Annotated in this window: 20 protein-coding genes and 3 pseudogenes; 5 read left to right on the forward strand and 18 right to left on the reverse strand. The window is 31.4% G+C overall.

The window, feature by feature from the left end; genetic code table 11:
• Positions 1–15 precede the first annotated feature (15 nt).
• From OC535_RS03750 to OC535_RS03765, 4 genes and pseudogenes are all read left to right on the forward strand, one after another.
• Positions 16–1,215 (forward strand): restriction endonuclease subunit S, encoded by a 1,200-nt coding sequence (locus OC535_RS03750; protein WP_498823199.1) that lies wholly within the window; start codon positions 16–18, stop codon positions 1,213–1,215.
• Between the two features lie 16 nt (positions 1,216–1,231).
• Entirely contained in the window at positions 1,232–2,848 is a 1,617-nt protein-coding gene (locus OC535_RS03755; protein ID WP_498823200.1) for a type I restriction-modification system subunit M, read from the forward strand.
• 65 nt (positions 2,849–2,913) lie between these two features.
• Positions 2,914–3,402: pseudogene (locus OC535_RS03760) on the forward strand (restriction endonuclease subunit S); the annotation flags it as partial.
• 523 nt (positions 3,403–3,925) lie between these two features.
• Entirely contained in the window at positions 3,926–4,849 is a 924-nt protein-coding gene (locus OC535_RS03765) for a site-specific integrase (protein WP_498823201.1), read from the forward strand.
• A 9-nt stretch (positions 4,850–4,858) separates the two neighbouring features.
• Here OC535_RS03765 and OC535_RS03770 read toward each other — a convergent pair.
• From OC535_RS03770 to OC535_RS03780, 3 genes and pseudogenes are all read right to left on the reverse strand, one after another.
• A pseudogene (locus OC535_RS03770) lies at positions 4,859–5,311 on the reverse strand (restriction endonuclease subunit S); the annotation flags it as partial.
• Between the two features lie 152 nt (positions 5,312–5,463).
• Entirely contained in the window at positions 5,464–5,847 is a 384-nt protein-coding gene (locus OC535_RS03775) for a hypothetical protein (protein WP_498823202.1), read from the reverse strand.
• Between the two features lie 394 nt (positions 5,848–6,241).
• Entirely contained in the window at positions 6,242–7,837 is a 1,596-nt protein-coding gene (locus tag OC535_RS03780; RefSeq protein ID WP_498823203.1) for a lysozyme family protein, read from the reverse strand.
• Between the two features lie 139 nt (positions 7,838–7,976).
• Between OC535_RS03780 and OC535_RS03785 the strand changes: the two genes are divergently transcribed.
• A complete protein-coding gene (locus OC535_RS03785; RefSeq protein ID WP_498823204.1) occupies positions 7,977–8,339 on the forward strand; it encodes a hypothetical protein in 363 nt (120 codons plus the stop codon).
• 370 nt (positions 8,340–8,709) lie between these two features.
• Here the strand turns inward: OC535_RS03785 and OC535_RS03790 are convergent, their stop codons facing one another.
• From OC535_RS03790 to OC535_RS03860, 15 genes and pseudogenes are all read right to left on the reverse strand, one after another.
• Entirely contained in the window at positions 8,710–11,058 is a 2,349-nt protein-coding gene (locus OC535_RS03790; RefSeq protein WP_498823205.1) for a VirB4-like conjugal transfer ATPase, CD1110 family, read from the reverse strand.
• Complete coding sequence (locus tag OC535_RS03795) at positions 11,024–11,416, reverse strand: PrgI family protein (protein WP_498823206.1); 393 nt, start codon at positions 11,414–11,416, stop codon at positions 11,024–11,026. Before OC535_RS03795 ends, OC535_RS03790 begins: the two co-directional genes overlap by 35 nt.
• A gap of 52 nt (positions 11,417–11,468) precedes the next feature.
• Entirely contained in the window at positions 11,469–12,299 is an 831-nt protein-coding gene (locus OC535_RS03800; RefSeq protein ID WP_498823207.1) for a VirB6/TrbL-like conjugal transfer protein, CD1112 family, read from the reverse strand.
• A 22-nt stretch (positions 12,300–12,321) separates the two neighbouring features.
• Positions 12,322–12,402 (reverse strand): annotated as a pseudogene (locus OC535_RS03805) (glutamyl-tRNA amidotransferase); the annotation flags it as partial.
• Positions 12,403–12,488: 86 nt separating this feature from the next.
• Positions 12,489–14,279, reverse strand: coding sequence for a reverse transcriptase domain-containing protein (locus tag OC535_RS03810; protein ID WP_498823208.1), 1,791 nt, complete (start codon positions 14,277–14,279; stop codon positions 12,489–12,491).
• 557 nt (positions 14,280–14,836) lie between these two features.
• Positions 14,837–15,067, reverse strand: a complete 231-nt coding sequence (locus OC535_RS03815) for a hypothetical protein (RefSeq protein ID WP_498823378.1) — start codon at positions 15,065–15,067, stop codon at positions 14,837–14,839.
• 28 nt (positions 15,068–15,095) lie between these two features.
• On the reverse strand, positions 15,096–16,889 hold the full coding sequence (locus tag OC535_RS03820) for a VirD4-like conjugal transfer protein, CD1115 family (protein ID WP_498823209.1): 1,794 nt from the start codon (positions 16,887–16,889) through the stop codon (positions 15,096–15,098).
• A complete protein-coding gene (locus OC535_RS03825) occupies positions 16,876–17,067 on the reverse strand; it encodes a hypothetical protein (RefSeq protein ID WP_498823210.1) in 192 nt (63 codons plus the stop codon). The genes OC535_RS03820 and OC535_RS03825 overlap by 14 nt, the downstream gene beginning before the upstream one ends.
• Before the next feature lie 9 nt (positions 17,068–17,076).
• On the reverse strand, positions 17,077–18,006 hold the full coding sequence (locus tag OC535_RS03830; protein ID WP_498823211.1) for a hypothetical protein: 930 nt from the start codon (positions 18,004–18,006) through the stop codon (positions 17,077–17,079).
• A 2-nt stretch (positions 18,007–18,008) separates the two neighbouring features.
• On the reverse strand, positions 18,009–18,767 hold the full coding sequence (locus OC535_RS03835) for a PcfB family protein (RefSeq protein WP_498823212.1): 759 nt from the start codon (positions 18,765–18,767) through the stop codon (positions 18,009–18,011).
• 2 nt (positions 18,768–18,769) lie between these two features.
• Entirely contained in the window at positions 18,770–20,134 is a 1,365-nt protein-coding gene (locus OC535_RS03840) for a relaxase/mobilization nuclease domain-containing protein (RefSeq protein ID WP_498823213.1), read from the reverse strand.
• Positions 20,134–20,475: a plasmid mobilization protein gene (locus tag OC535_RS03845; protein ID WP_498823214.1), complete on the reverse strand. Its 342-nt coding sequence runs from the start codon at positions 20,473–20,475 to the stop codon at positions 20,134–20,136. The genes OC535_RS03840 and OC535_RS03845 overlap by 1 nt, the downstream gene beginning before the upstream one ends.
• Before the next feature lie 124 nt (positions 20,476–20,599).
• Positions 20,600–20,794, reverse strand: a complete 195-nt coding sequence (locus OC535_RS03850; RefSeq protein WP_498823215.1) for a hypothetical protein — start codon at positions 20,792–20,794, stop codon at positions 20,600–20,602.
• Position 20,795: 1 nt separating this feature from the next.
• The gene (locus OC535_RS03855; RefSeq protein WP_498823216.1) at positions 20,796–21,029 is read right to left on the reverse strand and encodes a DUF4314 domain-containing protein; all 234 of its coding nucleotides are present in this window, start codon (positions 21,027–21,029) and stop codon (positions 20,796–20,798) included.
• A gap of 58 nt (positions 21,030–21,087) precedes the next feature.
• Positions 21,088–21,285 carry a DpnD/PcfM family protein gene (locus tag OC535_RS03860; protein ID WP_498823217.1) on the reverse strand — a complete coding sequence of 66 codons (198 nt, stop codon included), beginning with the start codon at positions 21,283–21,285 and terminating at the stop codon, positions 21,088–21,090.
• Positions 21,286–21,327 lie beyond the last annotated feature (42 nt).

Consider the following 21,327-nt stretch of genomic DNA (forward strand, 5'->3'; position numbering starts at 1 on the left):
ATGAGGAGGATTGAAATGAATGAGAATAAAAGAAAACCAGACATAAGGTTCAAAGGTTTTACTGATACTTGGGAACAGCGTAAGTTAGGTGATATCACTGAATCATACTCTGGAGGGACTCCAACAGCAGGAAAGAAAGAGTATTACGATGGCAATATTCCGTTTATTCGTTCTGGTGAAATAAGTAGTGACAAAACAGAACTTTTTATATCTAATGAAGGATTAAATAGCTCATCTGCGAAGATGGTTGAGAAGGGAGATATTTTATATGCACTTTATGGTGCAACAAGTGGAGAAGTAAGTATTTCTAAGCTAAAAGGAGCGATAAATCAGGCTATTTTATCAATTCAACCACATCAGAATTATGATAGTCAATTCTTAATGCAATGGCTTAGAAAGAGTAAAGATAATATCATTGGCACATATCTTCAGGGAGGTCAAGGGAACCTATCTGGAAGCATTGTAAAAGAGTTAATTATTGATGTTCCTACATACGAAGAACAAAAAGAAATTGGTACATATTTTAATAACCTCGATAACCTTATCACCCTTCATCAGCGTGAGTGTGATCAGTTAAAAGAATTAAAAAAGACAATGTTGAAAAAAATGTTTCCTCATGATGGATGCTGTGTCCCAGAAATTAGATTTGCTGGATTTACTGATGCTTGGGAACAGCGTAAGTTAGGTGATATCACTGAATCATACTCTGGAGGGACTCCAACAGCAGGAAAGAAAGAGTATTACGATGGCAATATTCCGTTTATTCGTTCTGGTGAAATAAGTAGTGACAAAACAGAACTTTTTATATCTAATGAAGGATTAAATAGCTCATCTGCGAAGATGGTTGAGAAGGGAGATATTTTATATGCACTTTATGGTGCAACAAGTGGAGAAGTAAGTATTTCTAAGCTAAAAGGAGCGATAAATCAGGCTATTTTATCAATTCAACCACATCAGAATTATGATAGTCAATTCTTAATGCAATGGCTTAGAAAGAGTAAAGATAATATCATTGGCACATATCTTCAGGGAGGTCAAGGGAACCTATCTGGAAGCATTGTAAAAGAGTTAATTATTGATGTTCCTACATACGAAGAACAAAAAGAAATTGGTACATATTTTAATAACCTCGATAACCTTATCACCCTTCATCAGCGTGAGTTAGAAATCTTGAAGAATTTGAAGAAAACGTGTTTAAAGAGAATGTTTGTATAAAGGAGAGTTATAAAAAATGAGTAATACAACCGAAATAACTGCAAAATTATGGTCTATGGCTAATAAACTACGTGGAACAATGGATGCAAGTGAGTATAAGAATTACATATTACCATTTATGTTCTATAGATATCTTTCTAAAAATCAAGATGATTATTTAAAAGATAATTATATGGAAGAATATTATGATATTTCAGATGAAGAAGAACTAGATGAATATCTCGAGGAAATTAGTAAAGGGTTAGGGTATGCTATTATTCCAAAATATAGATGGGAGTCAATTGTAGCAAAAATTAATGACCATAAGATTAAAGCAAGTGATTTTCAAGATATGTTTGATTCGTTTAACATTAATGCTAAACGTAATCCCGTTGCCGAAAATGATTTTGCTAATGTATTCTCTGATGTAAATTTAGGAGATACACGATTAGGAAGTAGTACAAACGAACGTGCTAAAGCATTAAATGATATTGTGTTAATGATTAATGATTTTAATTTTAAAGATGATTCTGGACACGATGTTTTGGGAGATGTTTATGAATATTTAATTGGACAATTTGCCGCTAACGCAGGCAAAAAAGGAGGAGAATTTTATACACCCCATGAGGTAAGTCAAGTATTAGCTAAATTAGTTTCGTATAATGTCAAGGAATCAAATGAACAGTTTAGAGTATATGACCCCACAATGGGTTCTGGGTCATTATTATTAACAGTACAAAAAGAGTTACCTTATCATAATAAAAAAGGTAGTGTAAAGTTTTATGGCCAAGAATTAAATACAACTACATATAACTTAGCACGTATGAATCTTATGATGCATCATGTTAATTATCGTAATATGGAACTAAGAAGGGCAGATACTCTTGATAGTGATTGGCCATTTGATGAAAAAGATGGAATTCAAACACCTTTAAAATTTGATGCTGTTGTTGCAAATCCTCCATATTCTCAAAAATGGGATATAAAAAGTATTAATAGAGAAAAGGATCCGAGATTTTCAAACTTTGGAGTTGCACCAGCCTCCAAAGCAGATTATGCATTTGTTCTACATGGACTATATCACTTAGACAAAACAGGTACAATGGCTATTGTTTTGCCTCATGGGGTTTTATTTAGAGGCAGTACAGAAGGTAAAATACGAAAAAATATTGTGGATGAAAACTTATTAGATGCTGTTATAGGAATGCCTGCTAATTTGTTTTATGGAACAAGTATACCTACATGTATTTTAGTTTTTAAAGGTAGAGAATCAAGAGGAGAAACAAAGGATATTTTATTTATTGATGCTTCTAAAGAATTTGTAAAAGATAAAAATCAAAATAAATTAAATTCTGAAAATATAGAGAAAATAATTGATACATATAAAAATAGGGTGGATGTAGATAAATATGCTCATGTTGCTACTCATGAAGAAATAGTAAAAAATGATTATAATTTAAATATTCCACGATATGTAGATACATTTGAAGAGGAAGAAGTTACACCTTTACCAGAAGTAATGAAAGAATTAAATAATGTAAGACGAGAAATTGAGATGACATCTAACGAATTATTTGGATTGTTAGATCAGTTAGAAGGAACATCGTTAGAGTCTAAGAAAGAATTAGAAGAATTTATGAAATTACTAAAATAATAATCAAAATCATTAATAAATTTTACTTTTATTTAAAAAAATTGTGTTAAGTTTGGGAACAGCGTAAGTGGATTGATGTTGTTGATATTTCAACGGAGATGGTAAATCCAATAAATGGTGAATATGATAATATGCCACATATTGCACCGGGGAATATAGAGCCATTTACAGGAAGAATATTAGACAATGTGAAGACTGTAAAAGAAGAGCAGTTAATAAGTGGAAAATTTCGATTTAGACCAGATGATGTTGTTTATGGAAAGATAAACCCACAGCTTGGAAAATACTTCTATGCTACTGTTAATGGGCTTACAAGTGCAGATGCTTACGTTTTTAATGGTAAGAATGGATTAAAACAAAAATTCTTATTCGCATTATTACAGACAAGTGATTTCTTCAAATATTCTGTTTCAGTTTCAAAGCGTTCAGGTATGCCTAAAATAAACAGAGATGAATTAAATGCATACAGTTTTTTAATGCCATCAGAAGAAGAACAGGATAAAATCGGAAGTTATTTATTACAACTAGATAACCTTATCACCCTTCATCAGTGATAGAAATGACGAAGAAGTATATTTTTTTAGGATAAATAGAAATAATAAAATGAAAAATGATTTTCAATTATTAGTAAAGAAAATATAAATGCCAAGAATTGATGAAAAATTCTTGGTTTTATTTTTATATAATATTTTTAGGAACACCGTTAGTTAGTAGAAATAGGATTTGGTAAGTCAGGAGTGGGATTCTTTAGTAGTGAACATTGGGGGATTACTGAATATATTCCTTTTTACAATATTTCAAGCATGAATATACCACGAATTGGCATGAATTAGTATTAGAAATTAATTATGGATAAGTAGAACAAATATCACGAAAAAAATGTGATCGATGATATACCTGTGAAATTGATTCAAAGAATAGGAGGCGCTGTTATACTTGATCAAAAGCGTTTAGCAAGATTTCAATTTCTTTTGGATAATAATGTAATGGTATACTTTTTGAAAAAATTAATTGAATTGTGCTTTTGTTAAACTTAATAGACTTATCACCCTTTATCAAAAAAAGAAGGAGAAATATATGAATGACAAAGAAAATGATAAAACTTTTAAAGAGTATTATAGGGAATGGATAGATGTTTACAAAAAAGGAGCTGTTAGAGATGTTACTCTATATAAGTATTATATGAGTCTAAAATGGGTTGAAAATATTATACCAGATTTAAAAATAAAAAAATTAGACAGAACTGAATATCAAAAATTATTAAATGAATATGCTAAAACACATGAAAGGCAAACTACAATGGACTTTCATCATCAATTAAAAGGAGCAATATTAGATGCTGTTGATGAAGGGTTGATTGATAGAGATCCTACAAGGAAAGCGATAATAAAAGGAAAAAAGCCTAGGACAAAGAAAATAAAATATTTAAATCAATTTCAACTTCATATACTAATCAATGATTTAGAGTTAGGAAGTGAAATATCATGGGATTGGTTTATTTTGCTAGTTGCAAAAACAGGAATAAGATTTTCTGAGGCTTTAGCAATTACACCGAAAGATTTTGATTTTTCACATCAATTGTTAAATATTAATAAAACATGGGATTATAAACATGGTGGAGGTTTTACTAATACTAAAAATAAAACATCAATGAGAAAAGTTCAAATTGATTGGAAAACTGTTAGTCAATTTTCTGAACTTATAAAAAATTTACCAATTGAAGAACCAATCTTTGTTAAAAATAAAGTTTATAATTCAACAGTAAATGATATATTAGAGAGACATTGTAAAAGATGTAGTATACCAGTTATTTCTATTCATGGTTTAAGGCATACTCATGCATCATTATTATTATTTTCTGGAGTCACTATAGCTAGTGTTGCCAGAAGATTAGGACATGCAAGTATGACTACAACTCAAAAGACTTATTTACATATTATTCAAGAATTAGAGAATAAAGATGTTGATTTAATTATGAGATCATTGTCTAATCTAAATTAAAAGACTAAACTATTGCTGATGAAGGGTGATAAGGTTGTCAAGATTTCTAAAATAGTCCCCTATTTTCTTTTGTTCATCAAAACTTGGACAACTTATCGGAATACCTCTACATACTTCTTGGTTTAATTTTGGCATAGCCATTCCAGAGTTATATTGTTTATAATCTTTTCGTTCAAGAGAATTACAAATGAAATTGTTTTCATTTCCATCTTTAGTTCTTAACACATGAGCATGGTTGTTAACCCAGTATTTTCCTGATGCCAAGAAGCAAACTGGATAATTTCTATCTGTAATATTAGCTCCATCTTCGCTTAATAAAACAAGTTCTTCATCAAATAAATATCCATCTACATAATCCACGATTCCAGACGCACCATAATACGGATATGGTCCAGAAATTCGCTTGACACCCTCTAATGGTTTTCTCATTGTGTCAAGAAAATCAACAACATCTTCTAACTTACGCTGTTCCCAAGCATAATTATTAGTGCTAAATCAATATGCAATAATAATAATAAATATTTCATTTTGAAGTAATAATAGGATTTTATAGAAATAAAAATATTATATTAAGGAAAATATCATATCTAAATATTAAACTATCAATTTTGATATTACTTTTTTTTAAGTTTTGAAAATTGTCTGCATATTTCGGTAAATTCAAGTATCAAATCATTAACCTCTTCATTTAATTGATCAGATAAATTATAATTATTACTATTTTTTAAAATGTACATTATTTCATTTTTGATAAAATCTTTTTCTTCCATAATTACCTGATCAATATTTGAATCACAAATACTGTTATACATTCTTTTCTTCTTTGAATCACATGCTATAGCAATATGTGATTTGAATGTAGGGAAAATATCATACTTTAATACAATAAAATTATAGTAAAATTGTTTATAATTGGGTTGTGTTACATCATGTAATATTTCAATTAGATCTTCTATTATGGATTTTAGTAGTTCGTTTTCTTCTTCTAGATTTTTCATATAGTACCTCTTTATAAACATAATATGGTTAATTGAATGAATAATTTATGTTTCATACAATAAATCATTTTTATCATATATTCGTTAATTTTCCATTTAAAATGAATATATATAGAAATTGTTATATGATAAATATTACATAAGTTATTAAATAGTTAAATTGATTCAATGATTTTATTTATTATTAAAAAAATTATATGGAGAATAAATAGGAAAAAAGGAATATAAAAAAGATATTAAATGGCAATAGAGTAGAATCAATAAATAGAAAATAAACAAGCAAATAAAACCTGCTTTTGAGCAGGTTTTATATTGCTATTTTCATTAAGATATAGTTATTACTTCATCGACATGATGCGTAAATAAGAGAGACAAGTACAATAATTTAATTATTTTATTTGGGATTTGCAAATACGACACCTTGATTTCTATTTGATAGTTCTGAAAGTGTTAGTTCTTTTGTATGCCAGTCTTTCTGTGCGTCTTTAAATGTATTTGTTTTTCCATCTAGATTTCCTTCCTGAATAACTATTGTTCCATCTTTTACAGCAATAACAATACCAACATGATTTTTACCAATACTGGAAAATACAGCTCCTGCTTTTGGACTGTATGAACGTTCAAATTTGTCAGAATGAGATTTTAATAGCTGATCTACACATTTATAACCATCACCAATAAAGCCGGGTGAATACCCATATAATTCATAGAAACGTCCCCAGGCAAACCAAGTACATTGTCCATATAATTTTGCTTGGGCATAAGGGTTTTTGTTTACCCATGCATCATAGTTGCTGAAATTTGGAGTAGAGCTACTTCTGAAACTAAAACTTACATACCTTATTACATGTTCTACATAATAGGGATCACCATAGACTTTTACATTCAATTCAGCTTTTTTGTTATCTGAATAGACTTTGGCATTTGCTTTAGAATATCCGCCAAAATATTCAATAGCCCATTTGATATAAGCCTTACCATAGTTATATCCCTGTAAAGCGAGATACAGTTTTTCAGTATCACCTGGATTTTCAGTTTTTGCTTCTTTTAAGCAGTCTGCAAAGTCTTGAACACCGACTTCAATTGAGTATTTGGCATCAGTAATGGCATTTGGTTTATTAGGATATTTTTTATTAAATCCGCATTCACTTGATTGCATAGGATCACTACCTTTACCGCCACTTTCTTGCATCATAATTGCTTCTAGTATTGCTACATATTCACCAATACCATATTGATTTGCGTATTCTATAATGATTTCTTCATAAGCTAATACTTCAGAACTTAATGGAGATATCTCTTCGTTAATGCCTCCATCATTTGATAAAACTCCAAATATACCAATAAAAAGTGATAAAACGACAAGAAGAATAAGACCGCTCCCGTATGCCCATAATGATGATATAGTATTGACTCCTTTTGATAGTACAACAAGTGGTTTCTTAAATACTTCAACAAATTTATTAGCAATTTTAGAAGAGGATTTTGAAGTTGCATTTTCAAATGATTTCTTCCTATGTTTTTTCATGAAAAGTGACTTCATATTATTTTGATAAGATAAGTCTGTTCTCTTATTGATAACATTATTTTTTGAGTTTGTCCTAGATTTCTGATATAAAGTATTATTTTTTAAACTCAATTTATCTGACTCTTTTGTGTTCAAAGATAATTGATCATCTTTGTCTCTCATTTTTAATGTTTGAGAAGAAATAGCTGAAACAGTCTGATTCCTGTTTTTCTTTTTTCTTTGATTTTTCACAAATTTTTTAGAACGATAGATTGTTTCTAAGGCAACTTTTTTTTCCGTTTCTTGTACTTTATTAATTGCATATTTGTTATTAAATCCTAAATTTTCTTTTTCTTCATTTTTTTCTTTCATATTATCCATCTTTTGATGAATGGTTTGATTTTTGATGAAATGACTAAAGTGTTCATCGGGTTTCTTTTCTTTGATATTTTTTACAGCGTTTTTTTCTTTTAAATCTTGCATGTGTTTAATCATGTAATCCTTTCGAAATAATTTGATATAGCATATTTATCACGTCCTTTCAAATGTATAAAATGAAATTTTGTACATTGGTAATTACTTACAACTTTTACATATAATCAAGAAAAAGGGAGGTTTATATATGGAAAAGAAAAACAAGATAGAAGAACTGTTAAAAGAATTTTACCTGAACTGCATTCATGAAACAGTAACAAATAATCTGGAGTTTAGTAATGAAACTATTGTAAAAGCTAATGATAAAGCTGAAAAAATCAGTGAACAGATAAGAAAATGCTGTATTGATCAATCATTAAAAGAAGATGAAATTAATACCTTACTTGAAGATTTATATGAAGCATATAACAGCATTACTTTTGAGATTAAAATACAGTATTTTGTTCATGCATTTATTTTAGGATTATCACTTAACGCAGCAGCAATAGATTTTGTGCTATCTGGTAAGGATATTTTTCATGATGTCAATAAAAGCGAAAATCTTCAGTAATCTTATTCAATCGTAGTAAAATAAAAGAGTGTCAGTCATGGAAGATAGACAACATTTAAAATATTTGAAAAAATATAGTTTGAACATAAATGAAGATTAGATGAATTTAGATACAAATATAAAGGAAAACGTATCAGTTACATAACATATCAGAAAAAGTGATTAATAACTTAATATAAGAAGTGTTTAATGAATATAATTCTAATTCTCGCATATATTAACAACATGATTTTACATAAGGGCTTATTATTAGCTTGTTACTCAATAAGTTGTTTCAAGAATTAGTTATGAACACTTGAAATAAAGGACTAGTCAAATTATCTGTAATAAGTCAAAATAAATGGACAACACAAAGATTGTCCATTTTTATTTAAGTCTGTTGAAATAGCATTTCTTTTCTATCTGAAGGTTTTGTACTATTAAGTTTATAGAGTTCCATATATTTTGGCATTTTATTAACAAATGGAACAAGTGAAGCACCATATTTAATCAATCCACATCCCGAAGGAGCATTGGTAATATAGCTCATCTGTTCTTCGCTTATTTTTAACAGTTCAGCTAAATCTTCTCTGTCATTTGGAGACTGGTTCAACATCACGATAAATTCACTATTTGACAGCATTGATGTTCCCTGCTGACTGGACAAGAGATATTTAACGTTTTGTGTAATTCCAGTAGGGTAGGCATCACGTTTTCTGAACTGTCTCCAGGCTGAACTGAAGAATGTTGCACTTTCTTCATTTTCAAAGATGACATGTATTTCATCAATAAATACATGAGTTCTTTTTCCTTTTTTCCAGTTAGAATTTACACGATTGATCATGGCATCAGTAATAACAAGTAATCCCATTGTTTTTAACTGTTTTCCCAGGTTAAAGATATTGTAGGATATAATTCTGTTTGAGACATCTACATTTGTTTCATAGGCGAAAGCATCTAATGAACCATCAGTAAAAAGTTCAAGCTTTAATGCTAAAGAACGTGCTTCTGGTTCGGGTTGGTCTAACAGCTTTAAACGCAATGTTTTAAGAGTAGGGGTAGTATGATTATGAAAGCTTTCTGAATAAACGAGAGAAACACATCTGTCTATGATACTTCTATCAATTGGTGTGATACGGCTATGATTCATATCTAACTGTTCAAATAGTGACATGATAAATTGAGACTTATCACCTACTGGATTACCACTATCACCATATCCTTCCTCCATATCCATTGCATTGATATGATCTTTACTTCCAGCAGCAATGTTAATAACCTCACCACCAAATTCTTTGATGATAGGATCATACTCACCTTCAGGGTCACAAATCAATATATCATCATCTGTTCTCATAATAATAAATTCAATTTCTTCTTTTGTAATAAAAGACTTACCGCTTCCTGGTACACCTAGTACAAAGGCATTTGGGTTTTGTAGCAGTTCTTTATTACATAGAATTGGGTTGTTTGTAATTGCACTTTGACCATACCATATACCACCAACATCTCTAATTTCTTGTGCTCTAAATGGCATAAAGGCAGCAGTACTTTCCGTTAACAGTGTTCTTTCAATATTTAAAGGTTTTACTCCTATAGGTAATGTCATATTCAGTCCTAACAGCTGTCTTTCCGAAAAGTATAAAATTTCTAGTTCACAAGTTGATGCTCTTGCGATTGATTTTAATATTTCTGTATCATTATCAAGTTCTTTTTTATCATCAGCCAGATGGACTATCGTCATACTGCCCAAAATCATTCTCTGGTCACGAATTGTTAAATCTTCAAGGAATTCTCGACATTCTTCACGTTGCTGTTCCATATCATAAGGAATTACAGCTGAAAAGTTGTTATTTTCATTTTGTTTTTGCTGCCATTTTGTTATATTCGTATTGACTTGCAGAAGCTTTTTTTCAATTTCTTTAACTGCTTCATCGGTTGGTACTGTGACAAGGTCGAACGAATACATAAGATTCTTATTTAAGTCACATAGTTTTGAGACAAAATTGACATCTAAATAGCGAGGATATTCTTTTAAATACAGTACACGTCCAAATCTTTCATCAAACTTAAAATAGTTATGTTCATATTGAGGAGAATGAGGACAAATTGCATCCTTAAAAGAATGTCCTTTTTTTGCTGAATCATTGATATTAAATATCATCTCTTCTTTATCTCCACGATAGAAGTCGTGAAGAATTTGCAATCGTTCATTGGCATCTAATTCAACACATCCAGAACCAAGAGAACTAAAATGCGCATTGATTTCAGTACTCAATCTTGAAAAGTAGGAACGAGCTTCTTCAATATTATTTTTAAATACTGTAATTGTTAGATATTTTTCCTGAACTATGTCATCTGATTCCTTTAATTTATCCAGTAGCATATCATTGTATTCCTGAATGTACTTATCATAATGATTCCCCTTTAAAGGTATAAGAATATCCTTTTTAAATTGTTTTAAATCTATTTTTCGATTGTTGATCGTTATTTTTATCATCATTGATGAATCAAAACTGTTTAACAAATCACCATACTTTAATAATAAATTCGTTCTTTCTTCCTTTGAAGCAATCGCAAAGTTGATATCTACAAAACGATAACTTTTAGAATACTTATTTCCCATACGAAAAATACCATCCTTATAGATGGTATCAACAGGTATGGTATCCTGAACAGAATGGGGAACCTTTACTTTTTCTTTATTAAGTTTTCTTAATCTTGAAACGCTTTTTATCATGTTTTCCTAACGCCTCCTTTTTTTGTTGTTCAAAATAATCCTGAAATATCTCATGATAGAGATTATATGGTTTATCTATCAGATGTCTTTTTGACAGTAAAAAAGAACGCCACGCAGTTATTGCAATCTGTTCGGCGTTCATATGTTGAAATGTTATAAATCCTAGTGCTGCAAAGGGAGCAGCTCCAAGCATACATATCCAGCTGGTTGTTTCAGTACCTAATGTATCAGCACATAAAAAGTATGTTCCTACAGCTACAATACAAGCTACTGCTGAAAATATAAATTGTCTTGCTGTTAAACCTAGAAAGATACTTTCAGTGTAATCTCTCACTTCTTTATTGACTTTAATTTGCATTTTTTATTTCACTTCCTTTATATATTAAAAGTATCCAATATGATTTATAGAATTATAAGCCCATCATTTCTTTTACAATTCTGTCACTCATTTTGACAGTACCAACAAGAACTAGCATATTAAATACAAGTTCACCGGTATATGTCCATAACATGTTGATAGCACTTGCTTCTGTATCAAATACTGGAGGAGAAGCAGCAAAAGATGAAAAAATAATACAGGCTAATACAATGATAGCTCCTTCAAGACAGACACCAGCATAGGATTTCATAAAGGTAACTGAAATGTTTTGAGTAGATTCTCCTGCAGCACAGCTTAATGGAATAGGGGAGATAGCTGTGTACATATAGAGCTTAAAGAATCGACCATAGACAGTTAATATCATAACAAATGACAGTATTGTTATGAAGATACCACCTAAAAGTGTAACTGCCCATAAAGGTATGCTTTCCAAAAATCCACAATCATTCACTGCTTCTATAATGACTTTGGGTAATACTGTTTTTGTTGCTGTTCCTATGCCTGCAGTTTTCATAATTGTCTGGGTTATTCCTTGTATAATTTCAAATACCGAAAGCATTAAATTCATACCGTATACAACTAATCCTCTGGCTATCGCAAATCTGATGAAGTATTTTAAAGCTGCCTCTGGTCTTTTAATTTCTGTAAGATTAGCACATGATTTAGCAACTCCATAAACAAAGAATAACACGAGTAAGGCCAGTCCTATAGCAAGTAATGCACCATGTATTTTTGTAATGACTTTCCAGATACCACCTCCTTTAAAGGATTGAGGTGATTGAGTGAGAAGTAGCCAGATTTCAGCTAGCTTCTCATTCCAAGTGTTAATTGCATTTTGAAGATTGTCAATGATTCCGTCCAAAATGAATCACTCCTTTCTTGATTTATCCACCTACAATGAGGTTTAATATTTCCTTTGCAAATGTAATGATGATTCCACCAGCAAGTGTCAAAAATCCATAGGCTAGGGCATTCCGTTAAGAATGCCCTGCCACCGAACCGTACGTACACCTCTCGATGTATACGGCTCTCCACTAATTATTTAACATATTTATTCGACATGAATTTGCTTGTGGCACTCCGGACAAACCACAAGAGTTTTTCTTCTCTTAGATTTCATGATGATTTTCCATGGTTTATCATCTTCAAGAGTTTTAAGTTTTGAGACGATATGAACTTCTAACGGTTCAGATGTTTCTTTTCCGCATAGTTCACATTTTCCGGTTTGTAGTCTATCTCTAATAGATGCATTGGATGCTTTTATATATTGATGTTTCACAATACTGTCATTGCATGTTCCATTTTTACAGCCTTTTAATCTTGCTAACATTTTAGTTTTTTCAATACCATTTTGTGTTAAATATGGAACACTCCAATATTTTCCATTTCTATATTGTTTAACGATTTTACTCGTTGTTGAATTGTGTTTTCCTGCCAATGTCGCAAGACAACTATATTCCATTAGATATCTGAAATATCCTAGATAGTTATAATCTACTGCTAGATTATAATAATTTAGTATTCCTCTAAGTTCTGCATCATATCTTTCTACAATGATATAGTCAGGAAGATATAACCATCCTTTTCTATGAATTGGTTTAAAAGTATTTGCTTTTGTCTGTGTTACAATTCCTCTATCAAACATGAATCTTTCAATTCTATCAAATGGGATAGTTAATTCAACATGATTATTAAGAGTTCTTTGTTTATACTTTTTACCGTTTTGATTCACAGGTTTAATACTTTGGTTTCTTCTAACTGATATGTTGTAACCTAGGAATAATGCTTTGTTACTACTATGTGTGATGAGGGTCTTTTCTTCACTTAAAGTCAGTTTTAATTCCTCTTTAAGAAATTTATGAAGTTCTAGTTTGATTTCTTCACAGTCTTTCTTACTACCTTTGACCCCAATAATAAAGTCATCTGCATAACGAACAAAATAAATATTCTTGTCATCATCAGGTGTACGAGGGATTTTATATAATTCTTTTGTATACTTTTCAATAAGTGCTAATATTTCAGGTCTATCTTCTTCTTTTGCAGTTTTAAGTTTTGTTTTTTGGTAATCTCGTTTGCTTTTCATATGACTATATTCTTTAGTCATCTTTTCTTGATGTGGTTTATCAAATCTTTGCTTTATCTCCATGATTTTATTGTCTAATTCATTAAGATAGATATTTGCAAGAATAGGTGAGATAATACCACCTTGGCCACAACCTGAATATGTTTCATTGTATTTGAAATCATCAACATATCCGGCTTTTAGAAAAGAGCGAATAAGATTAATGAATTTACTGTCTTTGATTTTTCTTTCTAGGATATTGATAAGGATATTATGGTCAATGTTGTCAAAACATCCTTTTATATCTCCTTCAATAAACCATTTAGAACCTGTAAAATATATTTTTGCTTGTTTTAAAGCCGTATGACAGCTTCTATTTGGTCTAAACCCGTGCGAAAAATCCGAGAAAGTAGGCTCGTATATTGCTTCTAAAAACATTCTTATCACTTCTTGTAGTAATTTATCCCTAAATGAAGGAATACTTAAAGGGCGCATTTTTCCATTTGCTTTTTTGATGTACACACGACGTGATGGTTTTGGTTTGTAAGTTCCATTGGTTAAATCGTTAATCAATTGGTCTACATATACTTTACCAAATCCATCAGCAGTATCTTCATCAATACCTTTGGTTGTTGCACCTTTGTTAGAATATAGTCTTTGATAGGCTACATAATAGATATCTTCTCTAAGTAGATATCTGTAAAGACGAGTATATACTCCATCTTTGTGTTCTGTCGAATTCTTTTGAATACGCTCCAAAATTTCCAATGTTGGTTTCATTGAGGTTTCTCCTCCCTTTCAAATTTACATTTTGGATAATAATTAGCTGCCACCCTTCGCCTTGTAAGCAGTTTTTTCTGCATCCGATTTTACGGCTTTCCTTGTCAATTCAAGGTTCTCTGACTACTATGATGGCTCTGTTACCATGCAAGACGAATGAGTCTTGTTTAGGTAATCCCTAGTTTATACATTAAGTTAGGTAAGTGTAGATTGTCGGATTCATTTTCAGTCCGTTATGACATGTTCTCATGCCTGTTTCATAGAATAATTGACAACCCATATTGCGCGAACGGTACAATATGTTTTCCATGACTGAGGTATCATGACTATTTCCTCAGGCTCCAGACGAAAAGCAACTGGGACCTCATGTTCGAGAAATACACTCTAATCCTCATATCTACTTGTCATTGCGAATTGTAGAAGTAAACTTCATTCAGTCGCGATGTTAGCCATACATCGACTTATCGCTTTCCTACCATGCGCTTGTCCCGCCGTATTTTCACCGACACAGTAAGGTAGGTTGACTCTTGCGTTGTCTTGCAAGGTAGTACCTAAAACTACTTACTTAATGCACCTACTAGGCGCACATTGGCACGTTGAGAAGGATCATGTGATTTTAATGATAAACCAACTTGCACAACACCAAATCCTAATAAAATCATTCCTATTGCTCTAATAAGTGAAAAAATAAAGTTGCTGAGGTTGTTGACAACTACAATAGGATCATTTGCTCCATAGCATGTATTAACGGATAGGCTCATTAACACGACCATGAGAGAGTAGAGCATAAATTTTATTTTTAGTTTTTTATTCCATTTATTCATTTTCATTTTCTTCCTTTTCTTTATCTTGTAAGGCAAAATATTCCTGTAAATCTTCTTCTGAATAGAGTTCATACTCATAATCAGAAAGTTCAATATCCTGCCAGTTTTCTATGTTGTGATGTATTTGACCATGCTGATAAGCTTTAGCTATTCCATCTTTTGTAAATCTTACATTTGGATGCTTTAAAATATCATATTTCTTATCAAAAATAGGTCTTTCACCACGGATAAAAAGTAATGCATAATCATTATCTAATAGACGTACTTCATCAGCAGTCAGTAATTCACGTCCTGCCTGCTGATAATTCGTTGAATAGCTTCCACTTTTACCACTTGATTTGCCATATGTGTTTGTATCAAGAGTTTCTTTACCAAGATATTCACTCATAAATTTATGTGTACTTTGTTCATTACCACCAAGATAGTAGAGTTCATCACAGTTTCCTACTATGGATTCCCATGCATCTTTATAGAGTGCTTTGATTTGAGCAAGATTTTGAATAATGATAGATACAAATATCTGTCTTGAACGCATTGTTGAAAGAAGCTTGTCAAATTCATCAGGTAAAGCAACATTGGCAAATTCATCCATTAGAAAATGAACGGGTATCGGTAATTCGCCATTATGAACAATATCTGCCTGATAGTAGAGTGTTTGAAAAAGCTGGGTGTAGAGCATTCCTACTAAAAAGTTAAAAGTTGAGTCATTATCGGGGATGACAGCAAAGATTGCTGTTTTTCTTTCTCCAACTTTTTCTAGTTCAAGTTCATCGGTAGATGTCATGCTGGAAATACTGTCTAAATTAAAAGCAGCAAGACGAACACCGACGGAAATCAATATAGATTTAGCGGTTTTTCCTGCTGCTTGTTTGTAGATATTGTATTGTTTAACTGCTAGACTCATTGGTTCCTGTCTTTCTAGATCATTAAACAGACGATCAAGAGGACTGACATAATCCTCATCATCTTCTCTTACCTCTGCTGCTGCAATCATTTCCATGACCATAGTAAAGTTTTGTTCTTCCTTTGGAGCTTCATGAAGAAGAAAAAGACATAATGCTTCCAGTAATGCTGTTTCAGATTTTTCCCAAAAGGGATCCATTGTCTGACTTCCTTTAGGAGTTGTATTACGAATAAGATTGGTAATGAGCTTTAACACATCCTTGTCATCATAGATATATTCAAATGGATTATAGCAGTGTGACTTGTCCATGTTTATCAGATCAACAATTTTGATAACATAACTTTCCTTTTCTAGAAGATATCCTGTATCTCTTAAAATTTCTCCCTTAGGATCTAAAATTACAAAAGAGGTATTGCATTGCATGATATTAGGTTTTCCATAAAATCGTGTTTTACCGGCACCACTGCCACCAATAACAATCGTATTTAAATTTCTACGATGCTTTTTGCCATCAAGATCTATACGAACATTTTGAGATAAAATCTTGTTATCAAAGTAATAAGAATCTGCATATTTTTTGTTGACCTGTTTTGCATTGCCCCATCTGGCAGAACCATATTCTTCCTGCCTGCGATAGTTTCTTAAAGTAGAAAAATAGATTGCTACACACATCAGGTATATGAGTAAGAACACGCCAATAGTGCGAGGTGTATCTTTACATGGAGTAATTGAAAATGGATGATTTAAAGCCTGAGTTATTTTTTCTATACTGCTGAAAAGTCCATTTTGAATATAAGGAGCAACAAGCAGTGCTGCCCATATAACAGGAACAATGAGAACTGCAATTAATATGAGTTCTTCTTTTTGACTATCTTTCTTCATAGAAATGTTTCTTTCTTGACTGGATAGCAGGAGCATCACAAGCTTTGATAATTAAATCATCAATAAAGTCATATTTTTTGTTTTCAGAAATCTGTCTATTTTTTAAAAGTGTCAGTCCCTGAATGACAAGTCTTTTTTCTATGTCAGTTACAACAAGAGAGTAATTTTGTTCTTTCATGAAACTTTATTACCTTGTATAAGTGTTTCTTTCAACTTTTTTATCTTGTCTTGCTTGTTGTAAGGCATAGAGACCATGTTCAATTCTTTCGTTGATTTGACTGCTTATACTTTTAATAGATTCCAATTCTTTTTTTGTTGTGAACTGATCCATATCATTGAAGTGATTCATACAACCTTGAGAGAATGAAATATCATAGTTTTCTAGATGATATTTTTTAGAAAGCAGATAAGCAGCACTTTCAGCAACAAAATAGGCATCACTTCTTGACTGACCTTGTTGATAGCATTCTACATATGCATATTCTCTTAATAGTCCATTAATCATGTTAAAAGGTTGTTGACCTTCTTTAACAAAAACTGTTTGACTTTGTTCGTCAAAGAAGACATCTGAAGGCAGTTTTGAATCTTGAGCAACCACTTCTGGTTTAATATCCGTTTTGTAGATTATAGCACTGACTAGTTCGTTTGAAGTATATTGTGGTGGATGTTCAAGAAAACGTTCACCATTTAATATCTGACTGACATCAAAAACAGTTTTAGGGTTGTAGCTAATACCAATACTGCCATCTCTTCTTGTGTATTCGCCTGAAGGTTCAAGTATCTCAATTCCTTTAGAGCCTTTTACTATTGATGCTTTTGATTCTTGCCAATGAGAAAAATCCTTTAATAAAGTTGCTTCAGGATACTGAGCCATGATAAGAAGGGTGTTTGTGACTGTATAATCCATCTTTGCCTGCATATCTAAAAAGCGTAGAAATGATTGAGGTGAACTCACAACTTTCATTGTTTCTTCATTAGCTATCTGGAAAAGACTTGTTCTTTTATCTTTCATATATTTTGCATATTCCTGTTTGCTCATACGTGGTTTATGAGCAGGTACAGAATTATTCTTTTTTGATTGAGTCTGTTGATTAAGTGCATCGTATACATTATTCATCATTATCTTACCTTAGTTTTCTTTCTGTTGATTTTTTTATGAGCTTGTTTACCTGATTTTGAAAGAGACTGCTCCTTTTGTTTTTGTTCCTGGGCAATTTCTTTTTTGTATTGTTCAAGTTTTTTATGAACTGAAGGTTTAGTATCCTCTTTGTTCTTTACATTTTTTGAAGTAGGCTCGAACACTCTGTCGCTCTTTTTCTCTGTTCGAGCTTCTGTCGGGTTTATCTTGACGTCCAGTTTTTCCTTATTATTTTGAAGTGTTGAATCCATGAGAGCTTTAACAAGTTCATCATGTTCCTTGTCATTCATGACGGGAAAATCTTTTAATTTGTTTTCTCGTTCAGCAATTATAGATTCACGAATAGCTTTCGTATCAATTGTCGCAAGTTCAAATTTATCGACAATTCTGGAAATTTTTGCTGCATCTTCTGCTCTTACCATGATGTCACAAATACCATCAGTATTGTTTTTTTCCTTCAGGACAGAGTAGAGGACACCGTATCTTTTTGCTTCTTCACAGAATAGTTTTAAATCTTGATTTCTAATAGCGAAGACTTTTAATTCTTTACCGCTTTTTAAAAGTGAATCAAGTCTTGTTCTACCTTTGACCTTCTTTTGGTCGGTTATAATAGCATAGAGCATTGCTGCAAGAGAACGAGTAGCACTGCCACCAGCTTTAAGTGCAATATTGGCTGCAACTTCTATACCTTCTAAAGACATCTTCACAATTTGATCAGCAGTTTCGCCACCAGTATTCATAGTTATTTCACTTCCTTGTTTTTATATTTTGTTTTTCTAGTTTTTTGTTTTTCTTCTTCTTGAATCTGTTTTAGTTTTTGTCTGATTGATTCAGAACGAACTTTTATACCCTCATAAAGCATCACCTCCTTTCTTAAGTCTTTGATTTCATCTGATAAAGATTCTACGTCCTGTTGAAGCAGAACTTTTTTACCATCACTACGGCATCTTCTTATTTTGTTGTAAACACAGCGTCTCTCTTTAATAAGATTTTCCAATCTTTCTGAAGCAAAATATTGATGTGATTCTAATTCTGTTATGTTGTTTATATTTTTTTTGTTGATTAAAGTAACTTCCTGAGTAATCGTATCAAGCTGTCTTAAATCATCTCTCAATAAAAAATGCACTCTTTTTTTTTGAGGTGCATTTTTGGGTATCACTCCCAGTAAATAAAGATAACGAAAGTAGAGAGCTTTAAAACCAGTTATTTTACATTTGTTATCTTTTAATGATCCCTGATAGTGATAATGTTTCAATTTTTGTTTTGGCTGCTTTATTGACTGGAAATGAACATAATATTGTTCATATATTCTTTCTTCAATACTGTCGGTTTTATAATTACCGAATTTATCTAAACTTCTGAGTCTTACAAAACGTTCTTTGTTTTTCGGTCTGATAGCAACATGTTTACCATACTTGATTTCGTAGCCCAGTTCCTGAAGATGCTTGTAGAACTGTTTCATGCTCATAGAATGACCAATAGCAAAATCAACATCTTCTTTAATGAGTGTACGCCATGTTGGTTCCTGATTTTTTTCGGCTTTCCATTGTGCATAGTGCATTCCTTTTTGTTGTGGTTCATCAATAACTGACAGATGATATTTACGACATAGATTGTCAGATAGATTTCTCATTGTTTTATAGCTTTCTTTATTGTCATAGTATTTCTTTCCATCAACAAAACTAACAGAGTTAATAACAAAGTGATTATGATAGTGAGCTTTATCTAAATGTGTTGAAACTAGAACTTCAAAACGATTTCCCCACATGGCTTGTGCAAGTTCAATTCCAATCTGGTGAGCAGTTTCAGCAGTGACTTCACCTGGAACAAAGGACTGATAACCATGAAAGGCAATAATACCATCAGTTTTATTGAAAGCTGCTTTTGTAATTTGCATTTCTTCAAAGGCAGTAGGGAGAGAACAGTTTATGCCTGTTACATAAAGTTGTTTTTCCGTTTTTATATCTTGTGTTGTATATGAAATCACCTGATTTAAACCGTTGTATTGATAGTCATGTTCATGAATTTCTGTTTTATCTGGATTGGAAGCATAATCAAGAACTCTTTTTAAATTATCCTTGATATCCCATATAGCTGTTGTTGCCATTATTTATTAACCACCTTTGGAAGATAGACCTGTTTTCTTATTTCAATAATTTGATGATTGAGTTCTTCTAAAGCTTTATTAAATTTTAGTATATCAATACTTCCGTTTTTATTGGCAACAGTTGTCAGCTGATTGATGTTAGTTCCAATCCTTCTTAACTGTCTAATAACTTCTTGAAAATCTTCAGACGGTCTTGGTTGAGGAATTCTATCTTTAATGAGAAAAAGTAAATATGTCTGTTTGGTCATTCCACATTCTTTAACATGTTTTAAAAATACTTCATATTCCTGATCATTCATTGCAACTTCAACACGATGCTTTCTTTTGCGATTACCTCTCATAATTTCTTAATTCTCCTTTTCTGTATTTTTTGTTGATTGGGGTATTAGGGTGCAACCCTAACATGCGAATTTGTGTCCGTACAAATTCAGTGCTTGCTACAGTACAAGACACTCAAAAAGTGAGTTATTCTTCCTGTTTAGGATTGAAATAATCATCAAGATTATTTTCAAGTTTTTCAAATTCATTTTTGAGTGTGTAGAGCTGTTTTAACTTGTTAGAATGTTCATTGATTTGCAGCTCTAATTGCTTTTTTAAATTAATTTTTGCTTCTTTCTCTTTTTCTTGTTTTTGGATTTCTTTAAGAATTTTCTTGAGCATTTTAGCGTTCAACTCCTTTATTTTTTTGTTTAGGTTTTCTTTCTATAACTTCAAATTCATCAATGCCAGGTATTAAAGCAAGTGAAGAACCATTCTGCCAGTGCATATGAATCTGACCAGCATCATCAACATGGTCTACTTCTCCGACAGTACCTGATGGGATAGGGTGAATTGAATCTTGCATGTTTATGCATCTTATTTTTGTGCCTTTTGGATATTTTTCTTTTAAGTTCATATAATTTTTCTCCTTTAGCTTTGTTTTTTCAGTAAACAAAAAAGAAAGATATTTGAAATTATCTTTCCATTTCTTTTTTGATTTTTTCTTCTTTGATATATTGAAACTCCGTATCAATATAATTATTTGAATCTAAAATGATAGAACAATCATAATATTGTTCTTTGACTTTTTGTATGGCTTCTTCACGAGAATTTGCTTTAACTGTCACTTGTTTTTGTAAAGTTTCAGTAATTTCTATTGTATAATTTTTCATTTATTTTCTCCTAGATTTATAAAAGTATATAATAAAGAAAAG

Source organism: Clostridium sp. Marseille-Q5894 (genome assembly GCF_946902305.1).
In the GTDB taxonomy this organism is placed as follows: Bacteria; Bacillota_I; Bacilli_A; order Erysipelotrichales; family Coprobacillaceae; genus Thomasclavelia.

What these genes read in the sequence shown, in the direction of transcription:
- OC535_RS03750 (WP_498823199.1), top strand. Translation starts at nt 16, where the DNA reads ATGAATGAGAATAAAAGAAAACCAGACATAAGGTTCAAAGGTTTTACT.
- OC535_RS03755 (WP_498823200.1), top strand. Translation starts at nt 1,232, where the DNA reads ATGAGTAATACAACCGAAATAACTGCAAAATTATGGTCTATGGCTAAT.
- OC535_RS03765 (WP_498823201.1), top strand. Translation starts at nt 3,926, where the DNA reads ATGAATGACAAAGAAAATGATAAAACTTTTAAAGAGTATTATAGGGAA.
- OC535_RS03775 (WP_498823202.1), bottom strand. Translation starts at nt 5,847, where the DNA reads ATGAAAAATCTAGAAGAAGAAAACGAACTACTAAAATCCATAATAGAA.
- OC535_RS03780 (WP_498823203.1), bottom strand. Translation starts at nt 7,837, where the DNA reads ATGCAAGATTTAAAAGAAAAAAACGCTGTAAAAAATATCAAAGAAAAG.
- OC535_RS03785 (WP_498823204.1), top strand. Translation starts at nt 7,977, where the DNA reads ATGGAAAAGAAAAACAAGATAGAAGAACTGTTAAAAGAATTTTACCTG.
- OC535_RS03790 (WP_498823205.1), bottom strand. Translation starts at nt 11,058, where the DNA reads ATGATAAAAAGCGTTTCAAGATTAAGAAAACTTAATAAAGAAAAAGTA.
- OC535_RS03795 (WP_498823206.1), bottom strand. Translation starts at nt 11,416, where the DNA reads ATGCAAATTAAAGTCAATAAAGAAGTGAGAGATTACACTGAAAGTATC.
- OC535_RS03810 (WP_498823208.1), bottom strand. Translation starts at nt 14,279, where the DNA reads ATGAAACCAACATTGGAAATTTTGGAGCGTATTCAAAAGAATTCGACA.
- OC535_RS03815 (WP_498823378.1), bottom strand. Translation starts at nt 15,067, where the DNA reads ATGCTCTACTCTCTCATGGTCGTGTTAATGAGCCTATCCGTTAATACA.
- OC535_RS03820 (WP_498823209.1), bottom strand. Translation starts at nt 16,889, where the DNA reads ATGAAGAAAGATAGTCAAAAAGAAGAACTCATATTAATTGCAGTTCTC.
- OC535_RS03825 (WP_498823210.1), bottom strand. Translation starts at nt 17,067, where the DNA reads ATGAAAGAACAAAATTACTCTCTTGTTGTAACTGACATAGAAAAAAGA.
- OC535_RS03830 (WP_498823211.1), bottom strand. Translation starts at nt 18,006, where the DNA reads ATGAATAATGTATACGATGCACTTAATCAACAGACTCAATCAAAAAAG.
- OC535_RS03835 (WP_498823212.1), bottom strand. Translation starts at nt 18,767, where the DNA reads ATGAATACTGGTGGCGAAACTGCTGATCAAATTGTGAAGATGTCTTTA.
- OC535_RS03840 (WP_498823213.1), bottom strand. Translation starts at nt 20,134, where the DNA reads ATGGCAACAACAGCTATATGGGATATCAAGGATAATTTAAAAAGAGTT.
- OC535_RS03845 (WP_498823214.1), bottom strand. Translation starts at nt 20,475, where the DNA reads ATGAGAGGTAATCGCAAAAGAAAGCATCGTGTTGAAGTTGCAATGAAT.
- OC535_RS03850 (WP_498823215.1), bottom strand. Translation starts at nt 20,794, where the DNA reads ATGCTCAAGAAAATTCTTAAAGAAATCCAAAAACAAGAAAAAGAGAAA.
- OC535_RS03855 (WP_498823216.1), bottom strand. Translation starts at nt 21,029, where the DNA reads ATGAACTTAAAAGAAAAATATCCAAAAGGCACAAAAATAAGATGCATA.
- OC535_RS03860 (WP_498823217.1), bottom strand. Translation starts at nt 21,285, where the DNA reads ATGAAAAATTATACAATAGAAATTACTGAAACTTTACAAAAACAAGTG.